The 22,342-nt window shown below is 48.8% G+C and carries 19 protein-coding genes, 1 pseudogene and 1 riboswitch; of the genes and pseudogenes, 14 read left to right on the forward strand and 6 right to left on the reverse strand.

Features of this window, described 5'->3' with window-relative positions; all coding sequences use genetic code 11:
* Positions 1-127: 127 nt before the first annotated feature.
* The 9 genes from NSQ39_RS02740 (at position 128) to NSQ39_RS02780 (ending at position 10,167) form a co-directional block, all read left to right on the forward strand.
* Positions 128-1,558, forward strand: a complete 1,431-nt coding sequence (locus tag NSQ39_RS02740) for a PTS mannitol transporter subunit IICB (RefSeq protein ID WP_175076940.1) — start codon at positions 128-130, stop codon at positions 1,556-1,558.
* 60 nt (positions 1,559-1,618) lie between these two features.
* Positions 1,619-2,059 (forward strand): PTS sugar transporter subunit IIA, encoded by a 441-nt coding sequence (locus NSQ39_RS02745; RefSeq protein ID WP_175076941.1) that lies wholly within the window; start codon positions 1,619-1,621, stop codon positions 2,057-2,059.
* Positions 2,056-3,195, forward strand: coding sequence for a mannitol-1-phosphate 5-dehydrogenase (locus NSQ39_RS02750; protein ID WP_175076942.1), 1,140 nt, complete (start codon positions 2,056-2,058; stop codon positions 3,193-3,195). Before NSQ39_RS02745 ends, NSQ39_RS02750 begins: the two co-directional genes overlap by 4 nt.
* Before the next feature lie 227 nt (positions 3,196-3,422).
* Positions 3,423-5,501 (forward strand): BglG family transcription antiterminator, encoded by a 2,079-nt coding sequence (locus NSQ39_RS02755; RefSeq protein WP_046130236.1) that lies wholly within the window; start codon positions 3,423-3,425, stop codon positions 5,499-5,501.
* Between the two features lie 111 nt (positions 5,502-5,612).
* Positions 5,613-6,479 (forward strand): SDR family oxidoreductase, encoded by an 867-nt coding sequence (locus NSQ39_RS02760; RefSeq protein WP_175076943.1) that lies wholly within the window; start codon positions 5,613-5,615, stop codon positions 6,477-6,479.
* A 15-nt stretch (positions 6,480-6,494) separates the two neighbouring features.
* A complete protein-coding gene (locus NSQ39_RS02765) occupies positions 6,495-6,998 on the forward strand; it encodes a D-lyxose/D-mannose family sugar isomerase (protein WP_175076944.1) in 504 nt (167 codons plus the stop codon).
* A gap of 392 nt (positions 6,999-7,390) precedes the next feature.
* A complete protein-coding gene (locus NSQ39_RS02770; RefSeq protein WP_175076945.1) occupies positions 7,391-7,813 on the forward strand; it encodes a pyridoxamine 5'-phosphate oxidase family protein in 423 nt (140 codons plus the stop codon).
* Between the two features lie 430 nt (positions 7,814-8,243).
* The gene (locus tag NSQ39_RS02775; protein ID WP_341014126.1) at positions 8,244-9,053 is read left to right on the forward strand and encodes a lipid II flippase Amj family protein; all 810 of its coding nucleotides are present in this window, start codon (positions 8,244-8,246) and stop codon (positions 9,051-9,053) included.
* 172 nt (positions 9,054-9,225) lie between these two features.
* The gene (locus NSQ39_RS02780; protein WP_046130257.1) at positions 9,226-10,167 is read left to right on the forward strand and encodes an LCP family protein; all 942 of its coding nucleotides are present in this window, start codon (positions 9,226-9,228) and stop codon (positions 10,165-10,167) included.
* A 23-nt stretch (positions 10,168-10,190) separates the two neighbouring features.
* Here the strand turns inward: NSQ39_RS02780 and NSQ39_RS02785 are convergent, their stop codons facing one another.
* Positions 10,191-10,487, reverse strand: a complete 297-nt coding sequence (locus NSQ39_RS02785; RefSeq protein WP_175076947.1) for a DUF3817 domain-containing protein — start codon at positions 10,485-10,487, stop codon at positions 10,191-10,193.
* A gap of 73 nt (positions 10,488-10,560) precedes the next feature.
* Positions 10,561-10,971, reverse strand: a complete 411-nt coding sequence (locus NSQ39_RS02790; RefSeq protein WP_046130242.1) for a carboxymuconolactone decarboxylase family protein — start codon at positions 10,969-10,971, stop codon at positions 10,561-10,563.
* A gap of 117 nt (positions 10,972-11,088) precedes the next feature.
* Between NSQ39_RS02790 and NSQ39_RS02795 the strand changes: the two genes are divergently transcribed.
* From NSQ39_RS02795 to NSQ39_RS02810, 4 genes and pseudogenes are all read left to right on the forward strand, one after another.
* On the forward strand, positions 11,089-11,523 hold the full coding sequence (locus tag NSQ39_RS02795; protein ID WP_175076960.1) for an Lrp/AsnC family transcriptional regulator: 435 nt from the start codon (positions 11,089-11,091) through the stop codon (positions 11,521-11,523).
* Positions 11,524-11,586: 63 nt separating this feature from the next.
* On the forward strand, positions 11,587-13,770 hold the full coding sequence (locus NSQ39_RS02800) for a DNA topoisomerase III (protein WP_175076961.1): 2,184 nt from the start codon (positions 11,587-11,589) through the stop codon (positions 13,768-13,770).
* A gap of 360 nt (positions 13,771-14,130) precedes the next feature.
* A riboswitch (cyclic di-AMP (ydaO/yuaA leader) is annotated at positions 14,131-14,277 on the forward strand.
* A 102-nt stretch (positions 14,278-14,379) separates the two neighbouring features.
* The gene (locus tag NSQ39_RS02805; RefSeq protein ID WP_046130244.1) at positions 14,380-16,200 is read left to right on the forward strand and encodes an APC family permease; all 1,821 of its coding nucleotides are present in this window, start codon (positions 14,380-14,382) and stop codon (positions 16,198-16,200) included.
* A 109-nt stretch (positions 16,201-16,309) separates the two neighbouring features.
* Positions 16,310-18,029: pseudogene (locus NSQ39_RS02810) on the forward strand (pyruvate oxidase).
* A gap of 42 nt (positions 18,030-18,071) precedes the next feature.
* Here NSQ39_RS02810 and NSQ39_RS02815 read toward each other — a convergent pair.
* Positions 18,072-19,040 (reverse strand): helix-turn-helix transcriptional regulator, encoded by a 969-nt coding sequence (locus tag NSQ39_RS02815; RefSeq protein WP_175076948.1) that lies wholly within the window; start codon positions 19,038-19,040, stop codon positions 18,072-18,074.
* Positions 19,041-19,150: 110 nt separating this feature from the next.
* Between NSQ39_RS02815 and NSQ39_RS02820 the strand changes: the two genes are divergently transcribed.
* A complete protein-coding gene (locus NSQ39_RS02820; protein ID WP_175076949.1) occupies positions 19,151-19,984 on the forward strand; it encodes an SDR family NAD(P)-dependent oxidoreductase in 834 nt (277 codons plus the stop codon).
* Positions 19,985-20,045: 61 nt separating this feature from the next.
* Here NSQ39_RS02820 and NSQ39_RS02825 read toward each other — a convergent pair whose 3' ends face one another.
* From NSQ39_RS02825 to NSQ39_RS02835, 3 genes are all read right to left on the reverse strand, one after another.
* Complete coding sequence (locus NSQ39_RS02825) at positions 20,046-20,297, reverse strand: hypothetical protein (protein WP_175076950.1); 252 nt, start codon at positions 20,295-20,297, stop codon at positions 20,046-20,048.
* 69 nt (positions 20,298-20,366) lie between these two features.
* Entirely contained in the window at positions 20,367-20,921 is a 555-nt protein-coding gene (locus tag NSQ39_RS02830; RefSeq protein ID WP_046130248.1) for a GNAT family N-acetyltransferase, read from the reverse strand.
* 57 nt (positions 20,922-20,978) lie between these two features.
* On the reverse strand, positions 20,979-22,259 hold the full coding sequence (locus NSQ39_RS02835) for an Nramp family divalent metal transporter (protein WP_175076951.1): 1,281 nt from the start codon (positions 22,257-22,259) through the stop codon (positions 20,979-20,981).
* Between the last annotated feature and the right edge of the window lie 83 nt (positions 22,260-22,342).

The following is a 22,342-nucleotide window of genomic DNA, read 5'->3' on the forward strand; positions in this document are numbered from 1 at the left end:
CATGCCAAAGTAGCGCTTTCTTTCAATTGAGCCAAGGGGTGTAAGCGTTTTAACATAAAAGCAAGGCCGACATTATTCGACATTATTTTTTTAACGCCATGAAAGGACAATAAAGGAGGGTTATGCAATGCAAGACAAACAGCAATCAGGTGTAAAGGTGAAAATTCAGCGGTTCGGGAGCCATTTGAGCGGCATGATCATGCCGAATATCGGCGCATTTATCGCATGGGGGATTATTACCGCTCTATTTATCCCGTCAGGCTGGATACCAAATGAAGCGCTTGCTACATTGGTAGACCCGATGATCAAGTATTTGCTGCCGCTTCTGATCGCATACACCGGCGGTAAGATGGTGTACGACCACCGCGGGGGCGTCGTCGGGGCGACGGCTGCGATCGGGGTCATCGTCGGAGCTGATATTCCGATGTTTCTCGGCGCCATGATCATGGGGCCGCTCGGCGGTTATTTGATCAAACAGACAGACAAGCTCTTTAAAGATAAAGTTCGTTCCGGCTTTGAGATGCTCATTAACAACTTTACGGCCGGAATCGTCGGATTTATTCTGACGGCACTCGCATTTATGGCGATCGGTCCGGTCGTGCTCGGTTTGAATAAAACATTGGCCGCAGGGGTTGAAGTGATCGTACATGCGAATTTGCTGCCGCTGGCGAGCATATTTGTCGAACCGGCAAAGGTTCTGTTTTTAAATAACGCGATCAACCACGGCATTTTAAGCCCGATTGGAATTGAAGAAGCTGCAAAAACGGGGAAATCGATTCTGTTCCTGCTTGAAGCCAATCCGGGACCCGGGCTTGGTATTCTCTTGGCATACATGATTTTCGGCAGGGGCGCATCAAAACAAACGGCCCCAGGCGCTGCGATCATCCATTTTCTCGGGGGGATTCACGAAATCTACTTCCCTTATATTTTGATGAAACCGCTTTTGATTTTGGCAGCGATTGCAGGGGGCGCCAGCGGCGTTCTGACATTCTCTATTTTTAACGCCGGACTTGCCGCCGTTCCTTCTCCGGGAAGCATTATCGCGGTTCTGGCGATGACGCCGAAAGGAAATCACATCGGCATCATCCTGGGCGTGCTTGTGGCAACAGCTGTCTCATTTATCGTCGCATCACTCATTTTAAAGACGTCCAAAGCTGCCGAAGAAGAAGATTTAACAGCGGCAGCAGAAAAGATGCAGCAGATGAAAGGGAAGAAGAGCCAAGCCGTTTCCGCCTTGACAAATGCCGAAGAAGAGCAAGCTGAAGAGCAGCAAATCAATGTGGAAAACGTCAGCAAAGTCATCTTTGCGTGCGATGCAGGAATGGGCTCAAGCGCAATGGGCGCATCCATTTTGCGAAATAAAGTGAAAAAAGCCGGACTGGATATAGAAGTGACCAATACGTCGATCAACAATCTTCCGGATGATGCAGACATCGTCATCACCCATAAGGATTTGACAGATCGTGCGAAGGCCAAGCTTCCAAACGCAAAACATATCTCGGTGGAAAATTTTCTCAATAGTCCAAAATACGACGAATTAATCGATCAACTTAGCTAATAAATTCGTGAGCCTGTTCACCAGGCTCACACAACATGTACGAAAGAGAGTGATGTCCTAATGAAACCAGTACTTGCAAAAGAAAACATTCGCTTAAACCAATCTGCCGCTTCCCAAAAGGACGCGATCCGTCTTGCCGGGGAGGCTCTCGTCGAAAACGGCTATGTCACGGCTGATTATATAGAAAAAATGTTTGCGAGAGAGGAAGTATCCTCCACTTATATGGGCAACGCGATTGCCATTCCGCACGGAACGGAGGATGGGAAGCAGGAAGTGCTCCACTCCGGAATTTCGGTCATTCAAATTCCTGATGGCGTCGAATACGGTGAAGGAAACATTGCGAAAGTCGTATTCGGCATTGCCGGGAAAAACGATGAACACCTTGACATTCTCTCAAAGATTGCGATCGTCTGCTCTGACGCCGACAACGTCGAACGACTGATCAATGCGAAAGACGAAGCTGAACTGATAGCGGTTTTTGAAGAAGGTGACCAGCTATGATCGCCTTGCATTTCGGTGCAGGTAACATCGGCCGCGGCTTTATCGGGGCCCTGCTTACAAAATCGGGGTATGACGTCGTTTTTGCAGATGTGAACGAAGCGGTGATCAATGAACTGAACGAAAAACGCCGCTATTCTGTCGAGCTCGCCGATCTATCAAGGCAAACGGAAACGATCGGCCCAGTACAGGCAATCAACAGCGGCAAACAGCCTGAAGAATTATACGAATGGATCGCCAAGGCCGACCTTGTGACGACAGCCGTTGGGCCTTCAGTGCTGAAACTGATTGCCGGGTCTGTGGCAGAAGGGCTGAAAAGACGTCTCAGCAAAAACAAAAAACCTTTAAATATCGTAGCCTGTGAAAATATGATCGGCGGAAGCGACCATTTAAAAGAAGCCGTTTTCTCTTATTTAACTGAAGAAGAGAAGAAGGTGCTCAGTACGCTTGTCGGATTTCCAAACTCCGCGGTAGACCGGATCGTGCCGGTTCAGCAGCACGACGATCCGCTGAAAGTGTCTGTCGAGCCTTTCTTTGAATGGGTGGTCGATAAAACCGCTTTTGCCGGAGAAGTGCCAGATATAGAAGGAGTGACGTATGTATCAGACCTTGCTCCTTACATTGAAAGAAAACTGTTTACCGTAAATACCGGGCATGCCATCGCAGCATATGCCGGTTATCAAAAAGGCTTTCAAACGATCAGAGACGCCGTCTGCGATCCTGAAGTCCGCGAGACGCTGGCCAGGGCGCTCGAAGAAACAGGGCAGTATCTGATCCAAACATACGGCTTTTCGGAAGAAGAGCATCAGAGCTATATCAAAAAAATCATCGGCCGCTTTGAAAATGAGTTTATATCAGACGACATCACCCGTGTGGCAAGATCGCCGCTCCGCAAGCTCGGCGAACACGACCGTCTGATCCGCCCCGCCCGAAAGCTCAGCAGCCTGAATGTGAAGCCGGTTCATTTAGCCGAAGGAATCGCCCGGGCGCTGCAATTTGATTTCGCGGATGATCCGGAAGCAGTCCGGCTCCAAAGCATGATTCGTGAGAAAGGCTATAGGGGCGTTCTCGGCGAAGTGTGCGGGCTTGCAGCGGAAGATCCATTGGTGCCGCTGATCTTGAAGCATGTGGAGAAATAGTGACGGGTTGCGAACACGCCGGGCCTGCATCAAGAGATGGAAAAATACACAGCCTAATCTGGAAGCATCGTCATCGCCGATGCTTCCATTTACCGTTATCAAAAATTTAATTAGTTTGAATTGAAGATTTTATGTAAGCAATTTATGATAAGGTAGTCATTCTCCCCGGCAGCATTCCCGTGATCCACTTGCACTTCGAAAACGATAATCACCGGAGGCGGCGCTTTATGTACATGACAGCAAGGGAACAAAAACTCATTAAATATCTGTTACACCAAAACCGTTATGTAAAGGTCGGCGACATCGCCGATTATATTGAGGTCAGCACACGAACCGTCCACCGCGAGCTGAAAGCGGTTAAATCAGTCATTGAAGAATATCGGCTCAAGCTTGATAAACAGCCGGGCAAAGGCCTGAAGCTCGTCGGCTCTTCCCGCGATAAACAGAGGCTGTTAAATGCCCTCTCACATGACAGCCTTGTGGAATACAGCTCTGATGAACGAAAGCTCCTGATTTTGTGCGCGATGCTTGAAGCAGGAGAGCCGATCAAGCTGTATACGATCGCCAGCGATTTGCAGGTGACCGCCGCGACCATCAGCCACGATCTCGATGAGCTGGAAAAATGGATTGCCCCGTTCGGCCTTTCCTTGATCAGAAAGAGAGGCTACGGGATTGAACTGAGGGGACCTGAAGATGCCAAGCGAAAAATCGTCGGCAATTTAATAGCGGACAAGCTCGATGTACAGCAATTTTTAGAGACGGTTGAAATGAATATTAAGGGCAAGAACCAGACGCCGGAAAAAATATTCGGAGTCGTCAGCAGGGGGAAATTGCTCAAGGCTGAAAAAGTGCTGTCCCGGGCAAAAGAACAGCACGGCCTCTCGCTTTCTGACAGCGCGTACATCGCCCTCGTCGTTCACTTGACGTTTGCAATCGAGCGAATCGAGCTTGGCGAAGTCATCAATATGAACGAAGAGGAACTGGCGGAGCTGAAAAGCACGAAAGAATTCGAGCTCGCCCTCGCGATTGCCGAAGCGCTCGAAGAAGCGTTCCATGTCAAGATACCAGATGCAGAGGCCGGCTATATTACGATGCACCTCAGAAGCGCCAACCGAAGCTATAAAAAAGACTACAGGGCGGAAGACATTGAGCTTGACACCGCCTTGCGCACGAAAAAGCTGATCGATTTCATCTCGCAAAAAACAGGTCTGAATCTAAATGACAATCAATCGCTCTATGAAGGGCTGATCGCCCATCTTGAGCCGGCCATCGTCCGGATCAAAGAAAAAATGACGATTCACAACCCTTTACAAGAGCAGATAAAAAAAGACTATTTTCTTTTATTCATGGCCATCGAAGAAGGCGTCGAACGATTCTTTCCGGAAATGCATTTTCCGGATGAAGAGATTGCGTTTATCGTCCTCCACTTCGGCTCTGCGCTTGAAATGAACAAAGAAAAAATACACATCAATGCGCTCGTCATTTGTTCAAGCGGAATCGGTTCATCAAAGATGCTTGCGTCAAGGCTGAAAAAAGAGCTTCCTGAAATCGCATCCTTTGACATCTCTTCGGTGATGGAACTGAAAACGAAGGATGCCGGCGCTTATGACATCATCGTGTCGACCGTGCCGATTCCGTACGAGGGGATCGACTACGTCATCGTCAGCCCGCTCCTTGACGAAGAAGACGTCAAACACGTCAAGCACCAGCTCACCCGGAAAATTCCGCTCATTCTTCAAAAAAAACGTGCCGAACAAAAAGAGCCCGCGCCATTCCCGGATATGCTCCGAACCGCCGCTAAAATCAATCAGTACGCGACGGCGATCCAGCATATCCTAAGCCATTTTTCCGTCGACGTGCTGGAGACGGCGGAGAGCCATGAACAGACGGTTAAACGGCTGTGCGCGCGCCTGAAAGATCAAGGTTTGATCACCGATGCCGGCGATTTGGCGGAGGGGCTTCTGAAGCGCGAAGCACTGGGGGGCCTCGGTATACCCGGCACATCGTTCGCCTTGTTTCATTTAAAAACGGAGGCGGCAATCGTTCCTGTTTTCAAAGCCGTCGACTTAACTGCGCCGTATGACATCAAGGGCATGGACGGCAGTACCGTCAAGATGACAAGGATGCTCATCATGCTTGCACCCGCTGATATTTCGCCTGAAGGAGCCGAGCTTTTAAGCTCGATCAGCTCCTCAATCATTGAGAGCGACGACAGCCTCGCCGCATATGAAACAGGTGACGCCGACCTGCTCTACAGAAGGCTGAACATTCTGTTTCACACATTCCTTCAGGATAAAAAATGGTGAAGACGCCCGGACCAAGTGATCCGGGTTTTTTTGTTTGGCATATACGCATGTTTATTCACAGCATCGCGCGGTTAATTGTGTAGTAGCACCATCAAAAAGGAGGAATGTATCATGGATTTACGCAATCGGCAGACAGAAGGGCAGCCGGCGCAAACGCAGGACCGCCAGCCCGGCATCGAAAGCGCGATGGATCCGCGTCCTGTCTACGAAAATGAAAACCATATCGGAACGGATAAACTTAAGGGGAAAGTCGCGCTCATCACGGGCGGCGACAGCGGAATCGGAAGAGCTGTCGCAGTCGCTTATGCGAAAGAAGGAGCAGACATTGCGATCGTGTACTTGAATGAGCATGAGGATGCCCAGGAGACGAAAGCAAGAGTTGAAAAAGAAGGCGTCAAATGCCTGCTTCTTCCCGGTGATGTCGGGGATGAGGCATTCTGCGTCGATGCGGTCGAACGGACGGTGAACGAATTGGGAAGGCTCGACATCCTCGTCAACAATGCGGCTGAACAGCATCCGAAAAACAGCATTAAAGATTCCGCCGAGCAGCTCGAACGGACGTTTCGAACCAATTTCTATTCGTATTTCCATTTTACGAAAAAAGCAATTGACTACTTAGAGCCGGGGAGCGCGATCATCAATACGACATCGATCAATCCGTACCGCGGAAACCCGCAGCTGATCGACTATACGGCGACCAAAGGAGCGATCAATGCCTTTACACGGTCAATGGCGATGGCGCTTGTAAAAGACGGCATCCGCGTCAATGCGGTGGCTCCGGGGCCGATTTGGACGCCGCTTATCCCGTCGACCTTTTCAGCGGAGAAAGTCGCATCATTCGGAACGGATACACCGATGGGGCGTCCGGGACAGCCTGCCGATCATGTCGGCTGCTACGTGCTCCTCGCTTCGGACGATTCCTCTTATATGACGGGGCAAACCCTGCATGTAAACGGAGGAGACTTCATTTCGACATAAGAGGGGGAAGCGAGATTGAAGGTAACAAAGGAAGCGGTCAATCAATATTATCAAAAAGCGGGTATCGTACTGACGGAGGACGAGAAGGAGCGAATCCAGATCATGGACTACGGCTTAGACAGGCTGAATGAGCTTGGGCTTCAGCTCTTCGTCTACGTCAATACGGACCGCTACTGTGCCAAGGAGCTCGTTTTGTTTCCTGAACAAACGTGCCCTGAACACCGCCATCCTCCCGTAAACGGGGAAAAGGGAAAAGAAGAAACGTTCAGATGCAGATACGGGAGCGTCTATCTATATGTTGAAGGAGAAACAACACGCGCTCCCTCCGTTCTTCCGCCCCGCGAAGATATCGAATATTTCACCGTCTGGCATGAAATCCGGCTCTCGCCCGGAGAGCAATATACCATTCTGCCGAATACAAAGCATTGGTTCAAAGCCGGAAAGGATGGCGCGGTTATTGCTGAGTTTTCATCAACGAGCACAGACGAACACGATGTTTTTACAGATCCAAGAATTTAGCGAATGGGAGATGCTCTCATTCGCTTTTTTCTTCACGGCTGAATACGGCAGGTGCCGTCGGCAAAATAAAGCCGAAGGAATATTTATTTTCCGTGATTTTATAATGAATCGCTGGATGCACTTTCCGTCTGAAAAAAACCGTTCAAGCTTTCGTGTTTTTCCGGTGACACGTCCGAGTCGCGCAAACTTCGGGGCCGCTTCGCCGTACATTCGGGTGCCTTTACCCGAAAGAGCGTTTCTCCGGTATCAACGGTTTCGGAACACTCTGCGATAAATATATAGCCCGTATTATGTAATCGGGATGTCCCGTCCATCAGGCTCAGTCGATTGTTTAATATACAAGACGATGTGGAAAAGTAACAATGGATATGATAAAAAGGAGGGATCCTGACATGGATCAGGAACAAATCAAACAAAAGGTGCTGGATATTCTCGACCATCACAAAGTCGGATCGCTGGCAACGGTAGAAGGCGGCAAGCCCCATTCCCGCTATATGACCTTTTTCCACGACGGGCCGACGCTTTATACCCCGACAAGCGTTGAGACGCATAAAGCCGAGGAAATCGAAAACAATCCGAATGTCCACGTGCTGCTCGGCTATGACGGAGAAGGCTTTGGCGATGCCTATCTTGAAATCGAAGGGACGGCGAAGCTGAACGGCTCGAAAGAATTGAAAGGTCAAATGTGGAATGAACGGCTCAGCCGCTGGTTTGAAGGAAAAGACGATCCGAACTTATCCGTTCTCGAAATTCATCCTTCAGAAATCAGGCTCATGAATGAAGGGGAAAGCACGCCCGTAACGCTTGATCTGTAATCTCTGTATCGAACAGTTTGTCAAATGAGAGGAACTGTAGTATAATACAGGACAGCGCCTAAGGAGCAAATAAAAGGAAAGTAAACTTCTTTTTTCTTTCTTAGAAGATGCTTGTTTTTCTTCCTCTGACCGCCCCTAACAGGATAGAGGGAAAAAAGACTTTTTGTTTCACAATTCACACTGGCGCGGCTTCGGAGCCGCAAGGACGATTGAGAGGTAGGGCTTTCGTTGTCTTGGTTTCAGAAATTCCATGGTGTTTACTTTCAAACGGAACGATAGATGCTAATGTCATCTTATGATGATAGATATATTATTTGCTCAAAAAATAAAACGAATGGGAACCGCTTCGGCTTTTGCTGAAGCGGTTTTTAAATTGGCGAAACATTTTTCTCCGATAGACAGTCTTACTTGTAGACTGGAGGAATCGTACATGGATTTTTTGACTTCTAAAGTGCTTTTGATTTTCTTTTTTTTGCTGCTGATTCACTCGATCGAGACATTGGCCTATGCGGCACGGCTGTCCGGGGCAAGGGTCGGGTTTATCGCCTCGGCTCTGTCCCTGTTTAACGTAATGGTGATCGTTTCGAGAATGTCCAACATGGTTCAGCAGCCTGTCACAGGAAAGCTCGTCGATGTTGCAGGCGCTCATGCGCTTTCGCTCGTGGGGCAGCAGTTTCGTTTTTTAATCTTCGGCTCGACGGTCGGAACCATCTGCGGCATGCTGCTCTTGCCGACATTCGTCGCCGTTTTTTCGAGGGCGATCGTTCATTTGGCAGGGGAAAACGGCTCCGTTCTGCACATGTTTCGGAAAGGTCTGACGAAAAGGAGCCTGAAAAACATCAGGCAATACGTGAAAAAACCGTCCGTCCATTATATGAAAGGCTTTCAGCTCCGCTATATTCCGAAACGGCTGTTTGTGTTAAATATGGTCATTACTGCGATTTATACGATCGGAGTCCTCGCTGCTCTTTATGCCGGGGTTCTCGTTCCTGAAAGGCATACAACGGCTGTGATGGCATCAGGTCTTGTCAACGGAGTGGCGACGATACTCCTTGCGCTGTTTGTCGATCCGAAGGTTTCGGTGCTGGCCGATGATGTGGCCAAAGGGAAACGGAGCTATGTTTATTTGAAATGGGCCTCTGTCACAATGGCGGTATCCAGGGTAACCGGAACGGTTCTCGCACAGCTTTTGTTTATACCTGCATCTTACTATATCGCATGGATGACCAAATGGATGTAGGTGTTATGTAACGAAATGATTGAAAAACACATCATAATATTTCGTTTTGTAAGATGAATAAGTATAGAGAATAATATTTCGGATGTAATATGCTCTTTCAGCTTTCTTTTATTAATTGTCGGCTGGATCATCCTGTGGTAGTCTATTTGTGGCGGTGATAAAAGTGGATAATGTGAAAAGAGTAAGAGTAAGGGTAAAAAAGAAGAAGAAAAAACGGCGGAAAATCATCAAACGGCTGCTGCTGTTCATTGTGCTGCTTATCATTGCTGTTACGGGATACAGCATCTACGAATACCAACAAGGTTTAGCAGAGTCTGACGGAAGCTTTAAAAATGACGGTCAGTTCGAGTTCAACGGTGAAGGCTCGGATTTGGACGAAGTGAACGTTCTCGTGCTCGGAATCGATTCCAGAGGGGAAGAGCATTCAAGATCGGATTCGATGATGGTCATTCATTATGATAAAAAACAAAAACAGCCTAAATTGATCTCGATCATGAGGGACAGCTATGTCGATATACCGGGGCATCCCAAGCAAAAGATCAATGCAGCATATGCATTCGGCGGCCCTGAGCTTGTCCGCAAAACACTTAAGGAAAACTTCGGGTTGAATATCAACTACTACGCCGTCCTCGATTTTAAAGGGTTTGCCAAAATTGTCGATGCGGTGGCCCCTGACGGCATTGAAGTCAATGTACCGAAAAAGATGTCATACGGAATCGGCATGACACTGGAGCCCGGCAAGCAGGTTCTGCACGGCGACAAACTGCTCGGATATGTCCGTTTCAGGCATGACAGGGAGAGCGATTTTGGACGGGTGAGAAGACAGCAGGAAGTCTTTGGAAAACTGGAAAAAGAAGCGGTGAATATCGGAAATATCGCGCGGCTACCGAAGATCTTGGGCCTTGTCGACCCGTATGTTGAAACAAACCTTCCAAACGGCGTCATCTTTTCAGTCGGTAAAGATTTCTTGTTGGGAGACACAAAGGAAACGAAAAGCTTTAGGCTGCCTGTTGACGGGTCGTTTACGAATAAAACGGTCCCGACATACGGCGCGGTATTGGATTTGGATCTTGAAAAAAATAAAGAAGCCCTGCAGCAATTTCTTGACGAGTGATCCGCCGAATAATACGGCGGATCTTATTTTTGATCATACGTTTTTAGGCCCCGGTCGTACAGAAAGTTCCCGAACGGAACAAATGCGGCGACAAGACCAGCGGCAGGCCATTTCAGCGACCACTTCACGGCAAATGTCGCATACAACAGGACCATGAGATAAAGGATGAAAAATCCGCCGTGAAGCGAGCCTGCAATCGTGACGGCCATCGGGTAGCCCGCCCAATATTTCAGAGGCATAGCGACAAAAAGCAGGAAAAGCAGTGACATGCCCTCGATAAACCCCATCGCTCGAAGGCGGCCAATCGGCGTTTGCAGCATGAAATACCTCCTTTTGTCCAATCTTTACCTCTATAATATAGACCAAAAAAGGACAAATAGAACAGGCAGACGTTTATTTTTCGGCCGGAATTTTCATTAAGGCCCCGAAATATTGCTGTGCCGTCGTAAAGCAGATAAATGCTATAAGCTCTGAGATCTCTTCGTCGGAAAACATCTCTTTCAACACCTTAAACTGGCTGTCTCCGACCCGGTCCCTCTCTGATAGAAATACTTCTGCAAAGCCCATCGCAAGACTTGTTTTTTCAAGATTTGAAGCCTCGGGTTTTCCTTTCGCTTTGCAATATTCGCAGCCGTTCCCCTGGGCAAGCACTCTGCGCACCTGCTCCTTCAGCTCTTTTGATAACAAACCGTCCCCGGCAAGCTCGTCTGCCAAAGCCGTCCATGCTGACAGAATGGAATCGGAATGCCCGAGCAGCCGCTGAAACGGAGTCTCTCCTTTTGCAGAAGGGTTAATTCTTGTCATATTCTGATCACCTCTCCATAATAGTATCTAAATGATGCGAAAATAGGAATTTCATTTGTAAAGATAGATCTATAAATATTTAAAAAACGAAACGAAAAAAGGAGCAGTTCGTTGCAAATGAATTTAGATGAGCTCGATTTTAAAATCATAGAAGAATTAAAGAAAGACAGCCGTTTGTCGATGAGAGAACTCGGCCGCAAGATCAATCTCTCCGCTCCGTCTGTGACCGAGAGGGTGAGGCGGCTTGAAGCGTTCGGCGTCATTAAGCAATACACATTGGACATCGATTATCAGAAAATCGGCCTCCCCGTCTCCTGCATCATTGAGGCGACAGTAAAAAACGGGGAATACGAAAGGTTTAAAGCGTATATTGAACGCCTTCCGAATATCGAATTTTGCTACCGGATCGCAGGGGCGGCATGCTATATGCTGAAAATAAACGCCGAAAATCTTGAAGAGGTTGAAGCGTTTATCAATCGAACATCGCCTTATGCCCAGACTGTAACGCATGTCATTTTTTCAGAAATCAAAACGAAGGATTTCGAACGTTAGAGACGAACCCTTGTCATCTGTTATAATAAAAGGATGGATGAATAAGAAAGTGAAGTGATGGACTTGGCAAAAACAGTCGTTTTAGCAGAAAAACCTTCAGTCGGCCGGGATTTGGCCCGCGTCCTGAAGTGTCATAAAAAAGGAAACGGATACCTTGAAGGAGACCGCTATATCGTGACATGGGCGCTCGGCCATTTGGTCACATTGGCGGATCCGGAAGGCTATGGAAAAGAGTATCAATCATGGCGCCTTGAAGACCTGCCGATCATCCCTGAGCCTTTAAAGCTCGTCGTCATTAAAAAGACGGGAAAGCAATTCCAGGCGGTCAAATCGCAGCTTGTCAGAAAAGATGTCAAAGATATCGTGATTGCTACAGACGCCGGACGTGAAGGCGAGCTTGTCGCCCGCTGGATCATCGACAAGGCAAAGGTCACGAAACCTTTGAAACGCTTATGGATTTCATCCGTCACAGATAAAGCGATTAAAGACGGATTTAAAAACTTAAAGAACGGCAAAGAATTTGAAAACCTCTACCATTCTGCGGTGGCGCGCGCGGAAGCGGACTGGATCGTCGGCATTAACGCGACAAGGGCGCTGACGACGAAATTCAACGCACAGCTTTCCTGCGGCCGCGTGCAGACGCCGACATTGGCGATGATCGCCAAACGAGAGGAAGACATCAAAAACTTTAAGCCGGTTCCTTACTACGGCCTGCGCGCCGCTGTTGACGGCATGACGCTGTCTTGGCAGGACAAAAAAACGAAGCAGAGCCGGACATTCAACGCATCTGTTACATCGCAGCTTGCACGAGCTCTCCGAGGCAAACAAGCCGTGATCGCCGATCTGAAAAAAACGGCGAAAAAGAGCTTTGCACCGGGCCTTTATGATTTAACAGAGCTGCAAAGGGATGCCCACAAACGCTTCGGCTTTTCCGCGAAGGAAACGCTGTCCGTCCTGCAAAAGCTTTACGAACAGCACAAGCTGGTCACGTATCCGCGGACGGATTCAAGATTTCTTTCGCAAGACATCGTCCCGACGTTAAAAGACCGCCTGGAAGGGATGCAGGTCAAGCCGTACGCCCAGCATGTCACCCGGATTTTGCAGCGCGGCATAAAAGCGAACAAAAGCTTTGTCAACGATGCAAAGGTATCGGATCACCACGCGATCATTCCGACGGAAGAGCCGCTTGCGCTCGGCGCTTTAAGCGATAAAGAGAGAAAGCTGTACGACCTGATCGCGAAGCGTTTTCTCGCGGTACTGATGCCGCCGTTTGAATATGAAGAAACAAAGGTCATTGCCGAAATCGGAGGCGAAACGTTTACCGCAAAAGGGAAAACCGTTCAGTCCCAAGGCTGGAAAGCCGTCTATGACTATTTTGATGAAGACGATGATGAGGAAGAAAAGGACCAGACCCTTCCAAAGCTCGCAAAGGGCGATGCGCTCTCCGTCCGCTCATTGACGGAGACAAAGGGGGAAACGAAACCGCCGGCCCGCTTCAATGAAGGAACGCTATTGTCCGCGATGGAAAACCCTGCTGCATTTATGCAGGGTGAGGAAAAAAACCTCGTCAAAACCCTTGGTGAGACGGGCGGCCTCGGAACGGTCGCAACCCGCGCCGACATTATTGAAAAGCTGTTCAATACGTTTTTGATCGAGAAAAAGGGAAAAGAGATTTTCATTACCTCAAAAGGCAAACAGCTTCTTGAGCTTGTCCCGTCAGACTTAAAATCTCCGGCGCTGACCGCCGAATGGGAGCAGAAGCTGTCAGGAATCGCAAAAGGCAAGCTAAAGTCTTCCGCTTTCATCAAGGAAATGAAAGAATACACAAAGCAGACGATCAAGGAAATCAAAAGCAGCAATCAAACATTCAAGCACGACAATATCACGGGCACACACTGTCCGGACTGCGGCAAGCTGATGCTGAAAGTCAACGGAAAGCGCGGTACGATGCTTGTCTGCCAGGACAGGGAATGCGGCCACCGGAAAACGGTCGCCAAACAGACGAACGCCCGCTGCCCAGTCTGCCACAAGCGCATGGAGCTGCGCGGCCACGGGGAGGGCCAAACCTTCGCCTGCGTCTGCGGCCACCGCGAGAAGCTGTCCGTTTTTGAAAAACGCAGAGCAAACGACAAAAACTCAAAAGCGTCAAAACGCGACGTACATGCCTACATGAAAAAACAAAACAAAGATGAACCGATCAACAACGCGCTCGCCGAACAGCTCAAGAAGCTGAAACTTGACCAATAACTTCAAAAACCTGCCAATCGGCAGGTTTTTATTATACTAGTCAAGAATGATGATCAAAAAATATACGCTGACAACCAAAAAACAAAGAACGGTTAAAAAATAGTCGATATGCTGCAGGAGACTTTTATCCCCGGGCTTGCGGTCTTACTTGAGTTTTGCGGCAACCCTTTAAAAGATCGACATTGATGCTGGACCTATCAAGTAGCGGGCGGCGAAGACCGAGCCCGAGTTTGAAAAAAGAGGACGATCAATCAAAGCTTGAAACCATGTCGTAAAATCCGGTCAAAAGAAACGCTTTTTTATGCTAAAAAAGTATTTACAACAGACATAAACGGGAGTATGATCTCTCTATAAAACGAATAATTAAAATCGCTTAATCTGAATCAGAGCGGGGGAACCATTTTGAGGCATATTATTGCCTTGTGGGGTGAATCCTTTTAAGGTAGGGCAAACTCTCATGAGCCCGAATCCGTCAGCTAACCTCGTAAGCGTTAGGAGAGAGGGAAATCACCTGGGAATAAAATCCGATTCCGCAGGGGCTGTTTGCCTCTGTGCTTTTTTGTGCGGAAAAAATATGGAAATTAACAGCAAAAAGGAGAAGTCAAAATCATGTACAGTACAATAAAGCGCTTTTTAATCGGTAAACCATTGAAATCAAAAGAACTGACAGGACAAAAGATCACAAAGACGAAGGCTCTTGCTTTATTGTCATCTGATGCCTTGTCTTCTGTCGCTTACGGTACAGAGCAAATTTTGATCGTTTTGGCTGCCGTCAGCACTGCTGCATTATGGTATTCATTGCCGATAGCGGTGGGCGTCTTGATTCTTTTGACGGCTTTGATCCTTTCCTACCGGCAGATCATATTTTCTTATCCGCATGGTGGAGGGGCGTATGTCGTTTCAAGGGAAAACCTTGGAGTAAATCCGGGGCTTGTCGCAGGCGGGTCACTGCTCGTCGATTACATTCTGACGGTAGCAGTCAGCGTGTCGGCGGGAACAGATGCCATCACATCGGCGATTCCGTCTTTGCATCCGTACCACCTGATCATTGCGGTCGTCCTTGTTCTATTCATCATGATATTAAATTTGCGCGGATTAACGGAATCGGCCTCGATTTTGGCCTATCCGGTTTACTTGTTTGTCGCGGCTCTCTTGATTCTTATCGGAGCGGGCATTTTTAAATTGATGACCGGACAAATTGAACCGGCGGAGCATGCGGCAATCGGGACGCCTGTCGCCGGACTGTCCCTGTTTTTGCTGCTCAAGGCTTTTTCATCAGGCTGTTCAGCTTTGACCGGGGTTGAGGCGATCTCAAACGCGATCCCGGCTTTCAGGGATCCGGCGCCGAAAAATGCCGCGAACACGCTTTTGATGATGGGAATCCTGCTTGCCGTTCTGTTTTCGGGAATTACGGTGCTCGCCTTCGGCTACGGCATCATGCCGAAAAGCGAAGAAACGGTCGTATCCCAGATCGCATCGGAAACGTTCGGGCGTTCATTCCTATACTATTTCATTCAGGGAACGACATCGATGATTTTAGTATTGGCTGCCAACACCGGATTTTCAGCCTTCCCGCAGCTTGCGTTTAACCTGGCCCGGGATAAATACATGCCGAGAATGTTTACGGTTAGAGGAGACCGCTTAGGCTATTCAAACGGAATCATCTTTCTCGGCTTTGCTTCGATTTTGCTGATTCTTTTGTTTAACGGACAGACAGAACATTTAATTCCGTTATACGCGGTCGGCGTGTTCATCCCGTTTACGCTTTCTCAAACGGGTATGTGCTTGAAATGGATCAGACAAAAGCCGGAAGGCTGGGTATTGAAAATGATCATTAATGCAACAGGTACGGCGATCTCTGCAGTTGTTTTGCTCATTCTGTTTATCACGAAGTTTCAGGTTGTATGGCCGATCGTTGTCTTCATGCCGATCGTCATCTGGATATTCTATGCGGTCAAAAGGCACTATGATGCCGTCGGCGAACAGCTTAGAATGACAGGCAAGCCTTTGGAGCCGATCGAAGGGAACGTCGTCATCGTGCCTGTCGCCGGCGTGACCCACGTCGTCGAAAAGTCGATCCAATACGCCAAAACGTTGTCAGACCAGGTCATCGCGGTTCACGTATCGTTTGATAAAGAAGAAGAGAAAAAGATTGAGAAAAAATGGGAGGAGCTGCAAAACGGCGTCAGACTCGTTACTCTATACTCCTCATACCGAAGCTTAATTCATCCTTTGGAAAAATTCCTGGAAACCGTGGAAGCGAAAGCGGCGAGCTACAACTATTCCGTCATGGTTCTCGTTCCGCAGTTCATTCCGAAAAAAAGCTGGCACAACATTCTTCACAATCAGTCAGCATTTTTGCTGCGCTTGAGGCTGCTGTGGAAAAAAGACATTGTCATCGCCACGCTCCCATACCATTTTAAAAAGTAAAAAGCTTGCAGAGCCTGAGTCTCTGCAAGCTTTTTTTGCCTGCAATATGCCGCAGAACGTTTGAACGGAAAAGGGAGGTGGTAACCAGACAGAAAAAGGGGGACGTGACATGGCAAACAAAACCGCAGGAAAAATAGCAGCAGAACTGCTGGAAGAATGGAATATCGATCATATTTACGGCATGCCGGAGACAGCATCAACGAATTCATCAACGAATTGCGTCATGAGCGAAACAGCCTCCGCTTTATTCAGGTGCGCCACGAGGAAACAGCAGCCCTTGCCGCATCCGCTCAAGCAAAATTGACGGGCAAAATCGGCGTCTGCCTTTCAATTGCAGGTCCGGGAGCCGTTCATCTGCTCAACGGGCTGTATGATGCAAAAGCCGACGGCGTTCCTGTGCTCGCCATTGCGGGACAGGTAGCTTCAAGCCAAATCGGCAGGGATGCGTTCCAGGAAATCGGTCTCGAAAGAATGTTTGAGGATGTGTCCGTTTTTAATCAGCAGGTGCATTCGGCCGAGGCGCTCCCCGACCTTTTAAATCAGGCGCTCCGGGCAGCTTACAGCCAAAAAGGGGTCGCCGTCCTCACCGTATCGGACGACCTGTTTGCGGAAAAAATCAAGCGGAAGCCGGCCTATACGTCGGCGCTTTATATCGAAGGCGGGCTGCATCCGAAAAAAAGCCAGCTTTTGCAGTGCGCCCAACTGATCAACGAAGCGAAAAAACCCGTGATTTTGGCGGGAAGAGGAATGAAAACGGCGAAGGAGGAGCTTTTGGAATTTGCCGATAAAGCGGCAGCGCCGATCGTTATTACGCTTCCGGCGAAAGGCGCCGTTCCCGACCGCCATCCTCATGTTCTCGGAAATCTCGGTCATATCGGCACAAAGCCCGCTTATGAGGCAATGAAGAATGCGATTTGTTGATCATGCTTGCGACGTCGTTTCCTTACCGGGAGTACCTGCCGGAAGATACGCCTGCGATTCAGCTTGATAACGATTCTGTGAAAATCGGGAAGCGCTATCCGGTCACCGCAGGGCTCGTCTGCGACGCTAAAACAGGCTTGGCAGAGCTGACAAAGACCATTGAACGGAAAGCAAACCGTTCGTTTTTGGAGAGCTGTACGGATCATATGAAAAAGTGGCGGTACCATGTTGAAAAGGACGAACAGCGGGCGACTTCCCCGCTCAAGCCGCAGCAAGTGATCGCAAGGCTTCAGGATGCGGCTGCGGACGATGCAGTTTTGTCTGTTGACGTCGGAAATGTAACAGTATGGATGGCCCGCCATTTTGACATGACCAATCAGGATTTTATCATTTCAAGCTGGCTCGGTACGATGGGCTGCGGTCTGCCTGGAGCAATTGCCGCCAAGCTGTCATATCCCGAACGCCAGGTGGTGGCCGTGTGCGGAGACGGCGGCTTCAGCATGTCTATGCACGATTTTCCGACCGCTGTCAAATACGGTCTCCCGATTGTCGTCGTTATCTTAAATAATCAAAACTTGGGCATGATTCAATATGAACAGCAGGAAAAAGGCCATATTGAATACGCCACAAAGCTTGAAAATGTCGATTATGCTGCATTTGCGGAAGCGTGCGGAGGAAAAGGCTTCAGCGTGAAAAAACACGAAGAGCTCATTCCTGCGCTGAAAAACGCATTTGCGTCGCAAAAACCGGCCGTCATCGATGTGGCCATCGAAGACGAACCGCCGCTGCCGGGAAAAATCTCTTACACGCAGGCGGCAAACTTCAGCAAATATATGATGAAAAAATTCTTTGAGAAGCAAGAACTCGATTTGCCTCCGTTAAAGAAAAGCTTGCGAAGGCTGTTTTAGCATTGAAAACATCACCTCTGTTCCAAAAGGGGGTGATGTTTTTCAATCGTACTCCCGTCTGTAAAAATCGACCGCAGCCTTTGCGGCTTTTAAAAGAGCTTGGCGCATTTCGCGGGGTTCCAGCACTTTGATCTGATCGGCAAACCCGAGCAAATACTCCAGCGCCTCTTTCTCTGCATTGAAGGAAAACGTAACCGGAATCCAGCCATCTTCCCCGGCAGCCTCTTTTTGGGCGATTTTTACGAATCGTCCCGTAAACATCAGTCTCGGAAAAATGGACGGTGCGGCTAATGCGCGCACTTCGTATGCCGGCAGATTGTCGATGAACGATTTCGTCGACGCTTCCCAATACTGTGCAAGATTGAAATCGTCAGGCCTTGTAAACGTTTCGTCAAGCGATTGTGCAGAGTGGATGCGTGAAGCTCTGTAGTTTCTGATGTTTTCGCCGTGTGATGCGATGAGATACCAGACATGCCCTTTCGCAGCCAAACCGAGCGGACACACAATCCGGGTGTTCGTTTTTCCGTCTGCCCGTTCATAGGTGATCCGGAGCTTGTTTTCCTTCCAGATGGCCTCTTGAAGAACGGCGAAAGCGGCGATTTTCTCTGTTTGGTTTCGCCAAGTGCTGGTATCAATGTGAATCCGGCGCCATACTTCTTTCGCCTGTTCCCTGTAAGCGGGAGGGAGGGAGGCCATTAATTTCGTCCGCGCTTCGTGCGAAGGCCTGGCGAGTCCCAAATCTTCCAGCAATTGCGTAGAAGGAGAAATGAAAAGCGAGCGGATTTCCTGTTCTTTTAAACCGGTCAGCTTCGTTTGATAGTCCTCCATCAGCCGCCATCCGCCGTTTTTTCCGCGCTCCGCATAAACGGGGATTCCAGCACCGCTCAGCGCCTCCATATCCCTGTGAATCGTACGTTCCGATACTTCAAGCTGTTTAGCCAGCGCTTTTGCTGATATCCGCCCGTAGGACTGCAACAGCAAAACGATCGACATCAGCCGGTCTCCTCTCAACTCAGATCACCTTCTCCTGTTTTATTTCTTTCATTAAATAAAACATGACAAAAGGTGTCAAGATTAAACGGATATACTGGGAATCAAACATCGAGAAAGGGATGAAATTAATGGAAAGTTTAAAAGGAAAAATTGCGCTCGTAACGGGAGCATCCAGGGGAGCGGGCCGGGCGATTGCCGAGGAATTGGGAAAGGCCGGGGCCACGGTATATGTCACTGGACGAAGCGCGAAAGGAAACACGACAAATGGGTGGCCGGGCTCTGTCGATGATACCGTGTCGCAAATCAAAGCAGCAGGGGGAAAAGCGATTGGGGCGGTGTGCGACCATACGAATGATCAAGAAACGAAGCATCTCATCGACAGAATCAGGACTGAACAAGGGCGCCTCGATATCCTCGTCAACAACGTATGGGGCGGTAATGAGCGGAAAATTGAATCAAAGCCTTTTTGGGAGCAGCCTCCGGGGCACTGGGACAATATGTTTACGGCCGGTGTCCGCGCCCAGCTCATGACCAATTATTATGCAATTCCGCTGTTTCGCCTGAATGGTGCGGGCGTGATCATTCATACAACGTTTTGGGACAGGGACAAGTATATCGGGAATTTTTACTATGACTTGGCTAAGAATGCACTGAACCGGATGGCGTACGGTCTCTCTTCAGAACTTAAGCGGGACGGCATCGCCGTTTTGGGGCTGTCCCCGGGTTTTATGAGAACGGAGCTTGTCCTTCGGGAGTTTCATACAGATGAGGCGCACTGGCACGAAATCGGGGAATTAAAGCGGACGGAAACGCCTTATTATGTCGGGCGGGCCGCCGTCTGTCTGGCCGGCGACCCGAATATTTTAGAGAAAAGCGGCAAAGTGCTGAGAGCCGGCGATTTGGCGGAAGAGTACGATTTTGCGGATATAGACGGCAGAAGAATCCCGCCGTTTGAACTGTAACATCAAAAAAGCCTGCTTCCGCAACGCTCGGAAGTCAGGCTTATATTTATGACGGATTGGATCATTTCTTCTTCTTCATCCCCGCGGCCATGAACGGAAGAACCGTTCCGAACAGCATCGTGCCGCCGAAAAAATTGCCGAGATAAGGCTGTCCGATCAAGTAGCAGACGGCAAATACGAGGGCGGCCAGGCCGATCATCGTGTAAGCCGGATAAAATCTTTTTTGAAAGCTTGTCTTTTGGGTGATAACAAAAAAGATTAATCCGACAATAAGCGGAATGATCCATAGATAAAACAATAAAAAAATTTTCATAGCCAAAAACTCCATATTTTTTGATATCTATCATACCAGATTGAGGCGGAAAATGCGTGTGACAAATCCTTAACTCTTTCTTTGGGCGGCATATTCTTCACGCAGAAGCCCGTAGACGATATGGTCGGCAAAATGGTCGTGAAGCCACTCGCATTGTCTGAGGCAGCCTTCTTTCGTAAAGCCGAGTCTTTCAGGGATGGCCCGGCTTTTGACATTTTTTACAGCCGCCCTGATTTCGATCCGGTTTAATTCATACTCGTTGAACAGCTGATCGATCAGCGCGCGGCATGCATCCGTCATAATGCCTTTCCCCTGAAACGGTTCCCCGAGCCAGTAGCCGATAGAAGTCGTCCGGTTAATCCAGTTGATATAGTGGAGACCGATGATGCCGGCAAACTCGCCTTGATACCAGATCCCCGCCTGAAACCCGTTGTTTGCCGCTTGCTGCTTCATGCTTTCTTCAATAAAGGCTTCGCTGTCTTCGAGCTTCTTCGCCCCGTCGACCCAAAACAGCCATTTTCTTAAATGATTTTTCGATTGCTGGATGAGCATGTAGACAGCGCGGGCATCCTTCGGTTCAAGCAATTTTAAATACAAGTCATCATGAACAGTAAGTGTGAACATCCAGAATCCTCCTTTTTCAACAGTATAATATAAAAAAGCCGACATACGTCAGCTTTTTTAACCAAATAATGTATCAAATATAAGGAAGATGTTCAGCGAGACGATAAGCGCCGTGATGATCCAGGATACGGCCGTCACCCACTTCGCGTTTTTCAAGCTTCCCATAATCCGCCCGCTGCTTGTAAATAAAATGAGCGGAATGAGGGCAAATGCGATGCCGAAAGACAGGACGACCTGGCTTAGGACGAGAGCGGTCGTCGGATTGACGCCTGATGCGATGATCGCGATAGGCGGCAGAATCGTAATGAATCGTCTGACATAAAGCGGAATCCTGAAATTGATAAAGCCCTGCATGATAATATCCCCTGACAGCGTTCCGACAGAAGAGCTTGACAAGCCCGCAATCAAAAGCCCGACGCCGAACAGTACGGCGGATAGGGGGCTGACCATGCTGCTGAAATGATGAAAAGCTACATCCAGGTCTTCTACGAAAATGCCGTTTTTGAAGAACAGGGCAGCGGCGACGATCAGCATGCTGGCGTTGATCGCTCCGGCAATGAGCATTGCGATTAATATATCAATGAATTCAAAGCGAAAAATCTTTTTCTTTTCCGCTTCTGTTTTTCCTACCACTCTTCGCTGCGTGAGAGCGGAGTGAAGGTAAATCGCATGGGGCATAACCGTCGCTCCCAGGATTCCTGCCGCCAGAAGAATGCTGTCTGCCCCGTGAAAGCGGGGGATGAGCATACCTTGAAGCACCGCCGCCGGATCAGGCTTTGCAAAAAATGTCTGAAGCGCAAAAGCGATCACGACGATAAACAGCATTCCCGTAATCGCCGCTTCCAGCGGGCGGAAACCGCGTCTTTGCAGCTCCAAAATCGCAAACGATCCCACAGCTGCGATGAGGGAAGCTTCAAGAAGCGGAATGCCGAACAACAGGTTGAGCCCGAGCGCGGCCCCGATGAATTCGGCCAGATCGGTCGCGATGACGACGAGCTCTCCTTGAATCCACAGGCCGACAGAAACCGGTTTTGGAAACTCTTCTCTTGCGACTTCAGGCAGGTTTTTCCCCGTAGCAATCCCGAGCTTGGCGGATAATGATTGGATGAGAAGCGCCATGATATTTGAAAAAAGAATAACCCATAAAAGCAAATACCCGTACTTGGAACCGGCGGCGATATTCGTGGCAAAGTTCCCGGGATCAATATAGGCGATGGCCGCTATGAAAGCGGGGCCCAAAAAGGGAAGCAGCCTTTTAAAGCCTCTGCTTTTTCCGTCTAATGCGTCTTGAGCTTCTTTTGATATTTGAGTGTGTCTGGACATGTCATTACTGACCATCTGATTCACCTAGATTCTCTGTTGTTTTTCCTTGTGCACAAAAGTTTCCTTAGTGCAAAATGTAATTTAATCATATGCCTGCC

This window comes from Bacillus sp. FSL W8-0848 (genome assembly GCF_038007805.1).
Classification (GTDB): domain Bacteria; phylum Bacillota; class Bacilli; order Bacillales; family Bacillaceae; genus Bacillus; species Bacillus glycinifermentans.

Bases quoted from the DNA above. Each gene is read 5' to 3' on its own strand.
- NSQ39_RS02740 (WP_175076940.1), top strand. From the start codon at position 128: ATGCAAGACAAACAGCAATCAGGTGTAAAGGTGAAAATTCAGCGGTTC.
- NSQ39_RS02745 (WP_175076941.1), top strand. From the start codon at position 1,619: ATGAAACCAGTACTTGCAAAAGAAAACATTCGCTTAAACCAATCTGCC.
- NSQ39_RS02750 (WP_175076942.1), top strand. From the start codon at position 2,056: ATGATCGCCTTGCATTTCGGTGCAGGTAACATCGGCCGCGGCTTTATC.
- NSQ39_RS02755 (WP_046130236.1), top strand. From the start codon at position 3,423: ATGTACATGACAGCAAGGGAACAAAAACTCATTAAATATCTGTTACAC.
- NSQ39_RS02760 (WP_175076943.1), top strand. From the start codon at position 5,613: ATGGATTTACGCAATCGGCAGACAGAAGGGCAGCCGGCGCAAACGCAG.
- NSQ39_RS02770 (WP_175076945.1), top strand. From the start codon at position 7,391: ATGGATCAGGAACAAATCAAACAAAAGGTGCTGGATATTCTCGACCAT.
- NSQ39_RS02775 (WP_341014126.1), top strand. From the start codon at position 8,244: ATGGATTTTTTGACTTCTAAAGTGCTTTTGATTTTCTTTTTTTTGCTG.
- NSQ39_RS02785 (WP_175076947.1), bottom strand. From the start codon at position 10,487: ATGCTGCAAACGCCGATTGGCCGCCTTCGAGCGATGGGGTTTATCGAG.
- NSQ39_RS02790 (WP_046130242.1), bottom strand. From the start codon at position 10,971: ATGACAAGAATTAACCCTTCTGCAAAAGGAGAGACTCCGTTTCAGCGG.
- NSQ39_RS02795 (WP_175076960.1), top strand. From the start codon at position 11,089: ATGAATTTAGATGAGCTCGATTTTAAAATCATAGAAGAATTAAAGAAA.
- NSQ39_RS02805 (WP_046130244.1), top strand. From the start codon at position 14,380: ATGTACAGTACAATAAAGCGCTTTTTAATCGGTAAACCATTGAAATCA.
- NSQ39_RS02820 (WP_175076949.1), top strand. From the start codon at position 19,151: ATGGAAAGTTTAAAAGGAAAAATTGCGCTCGTAACGGGAGCATCCAGG.
- NSQ39_RS02825 (WP_175076950.1), bottom strand. From the start codon at position 20,297: ATGAAAATTTTTTTATTGTTTTATCTATGGATCATTCCGCTTATTGTC.
- NSQ39_RS02830 (WP_046130248.1), bottom strand. From the start codon at position 20,921: ATGTTCACACTTACTGTTCATGATGACTTGTATTTAAAATTGCTTGAA.
- NSQ39_RS02835 (WP_175076951.1), bottom strand. From the start codon at position 22,259: ATGGTCAGTAATGACATGTCCAGACACACTCAAATATCAAAAGAAGCT.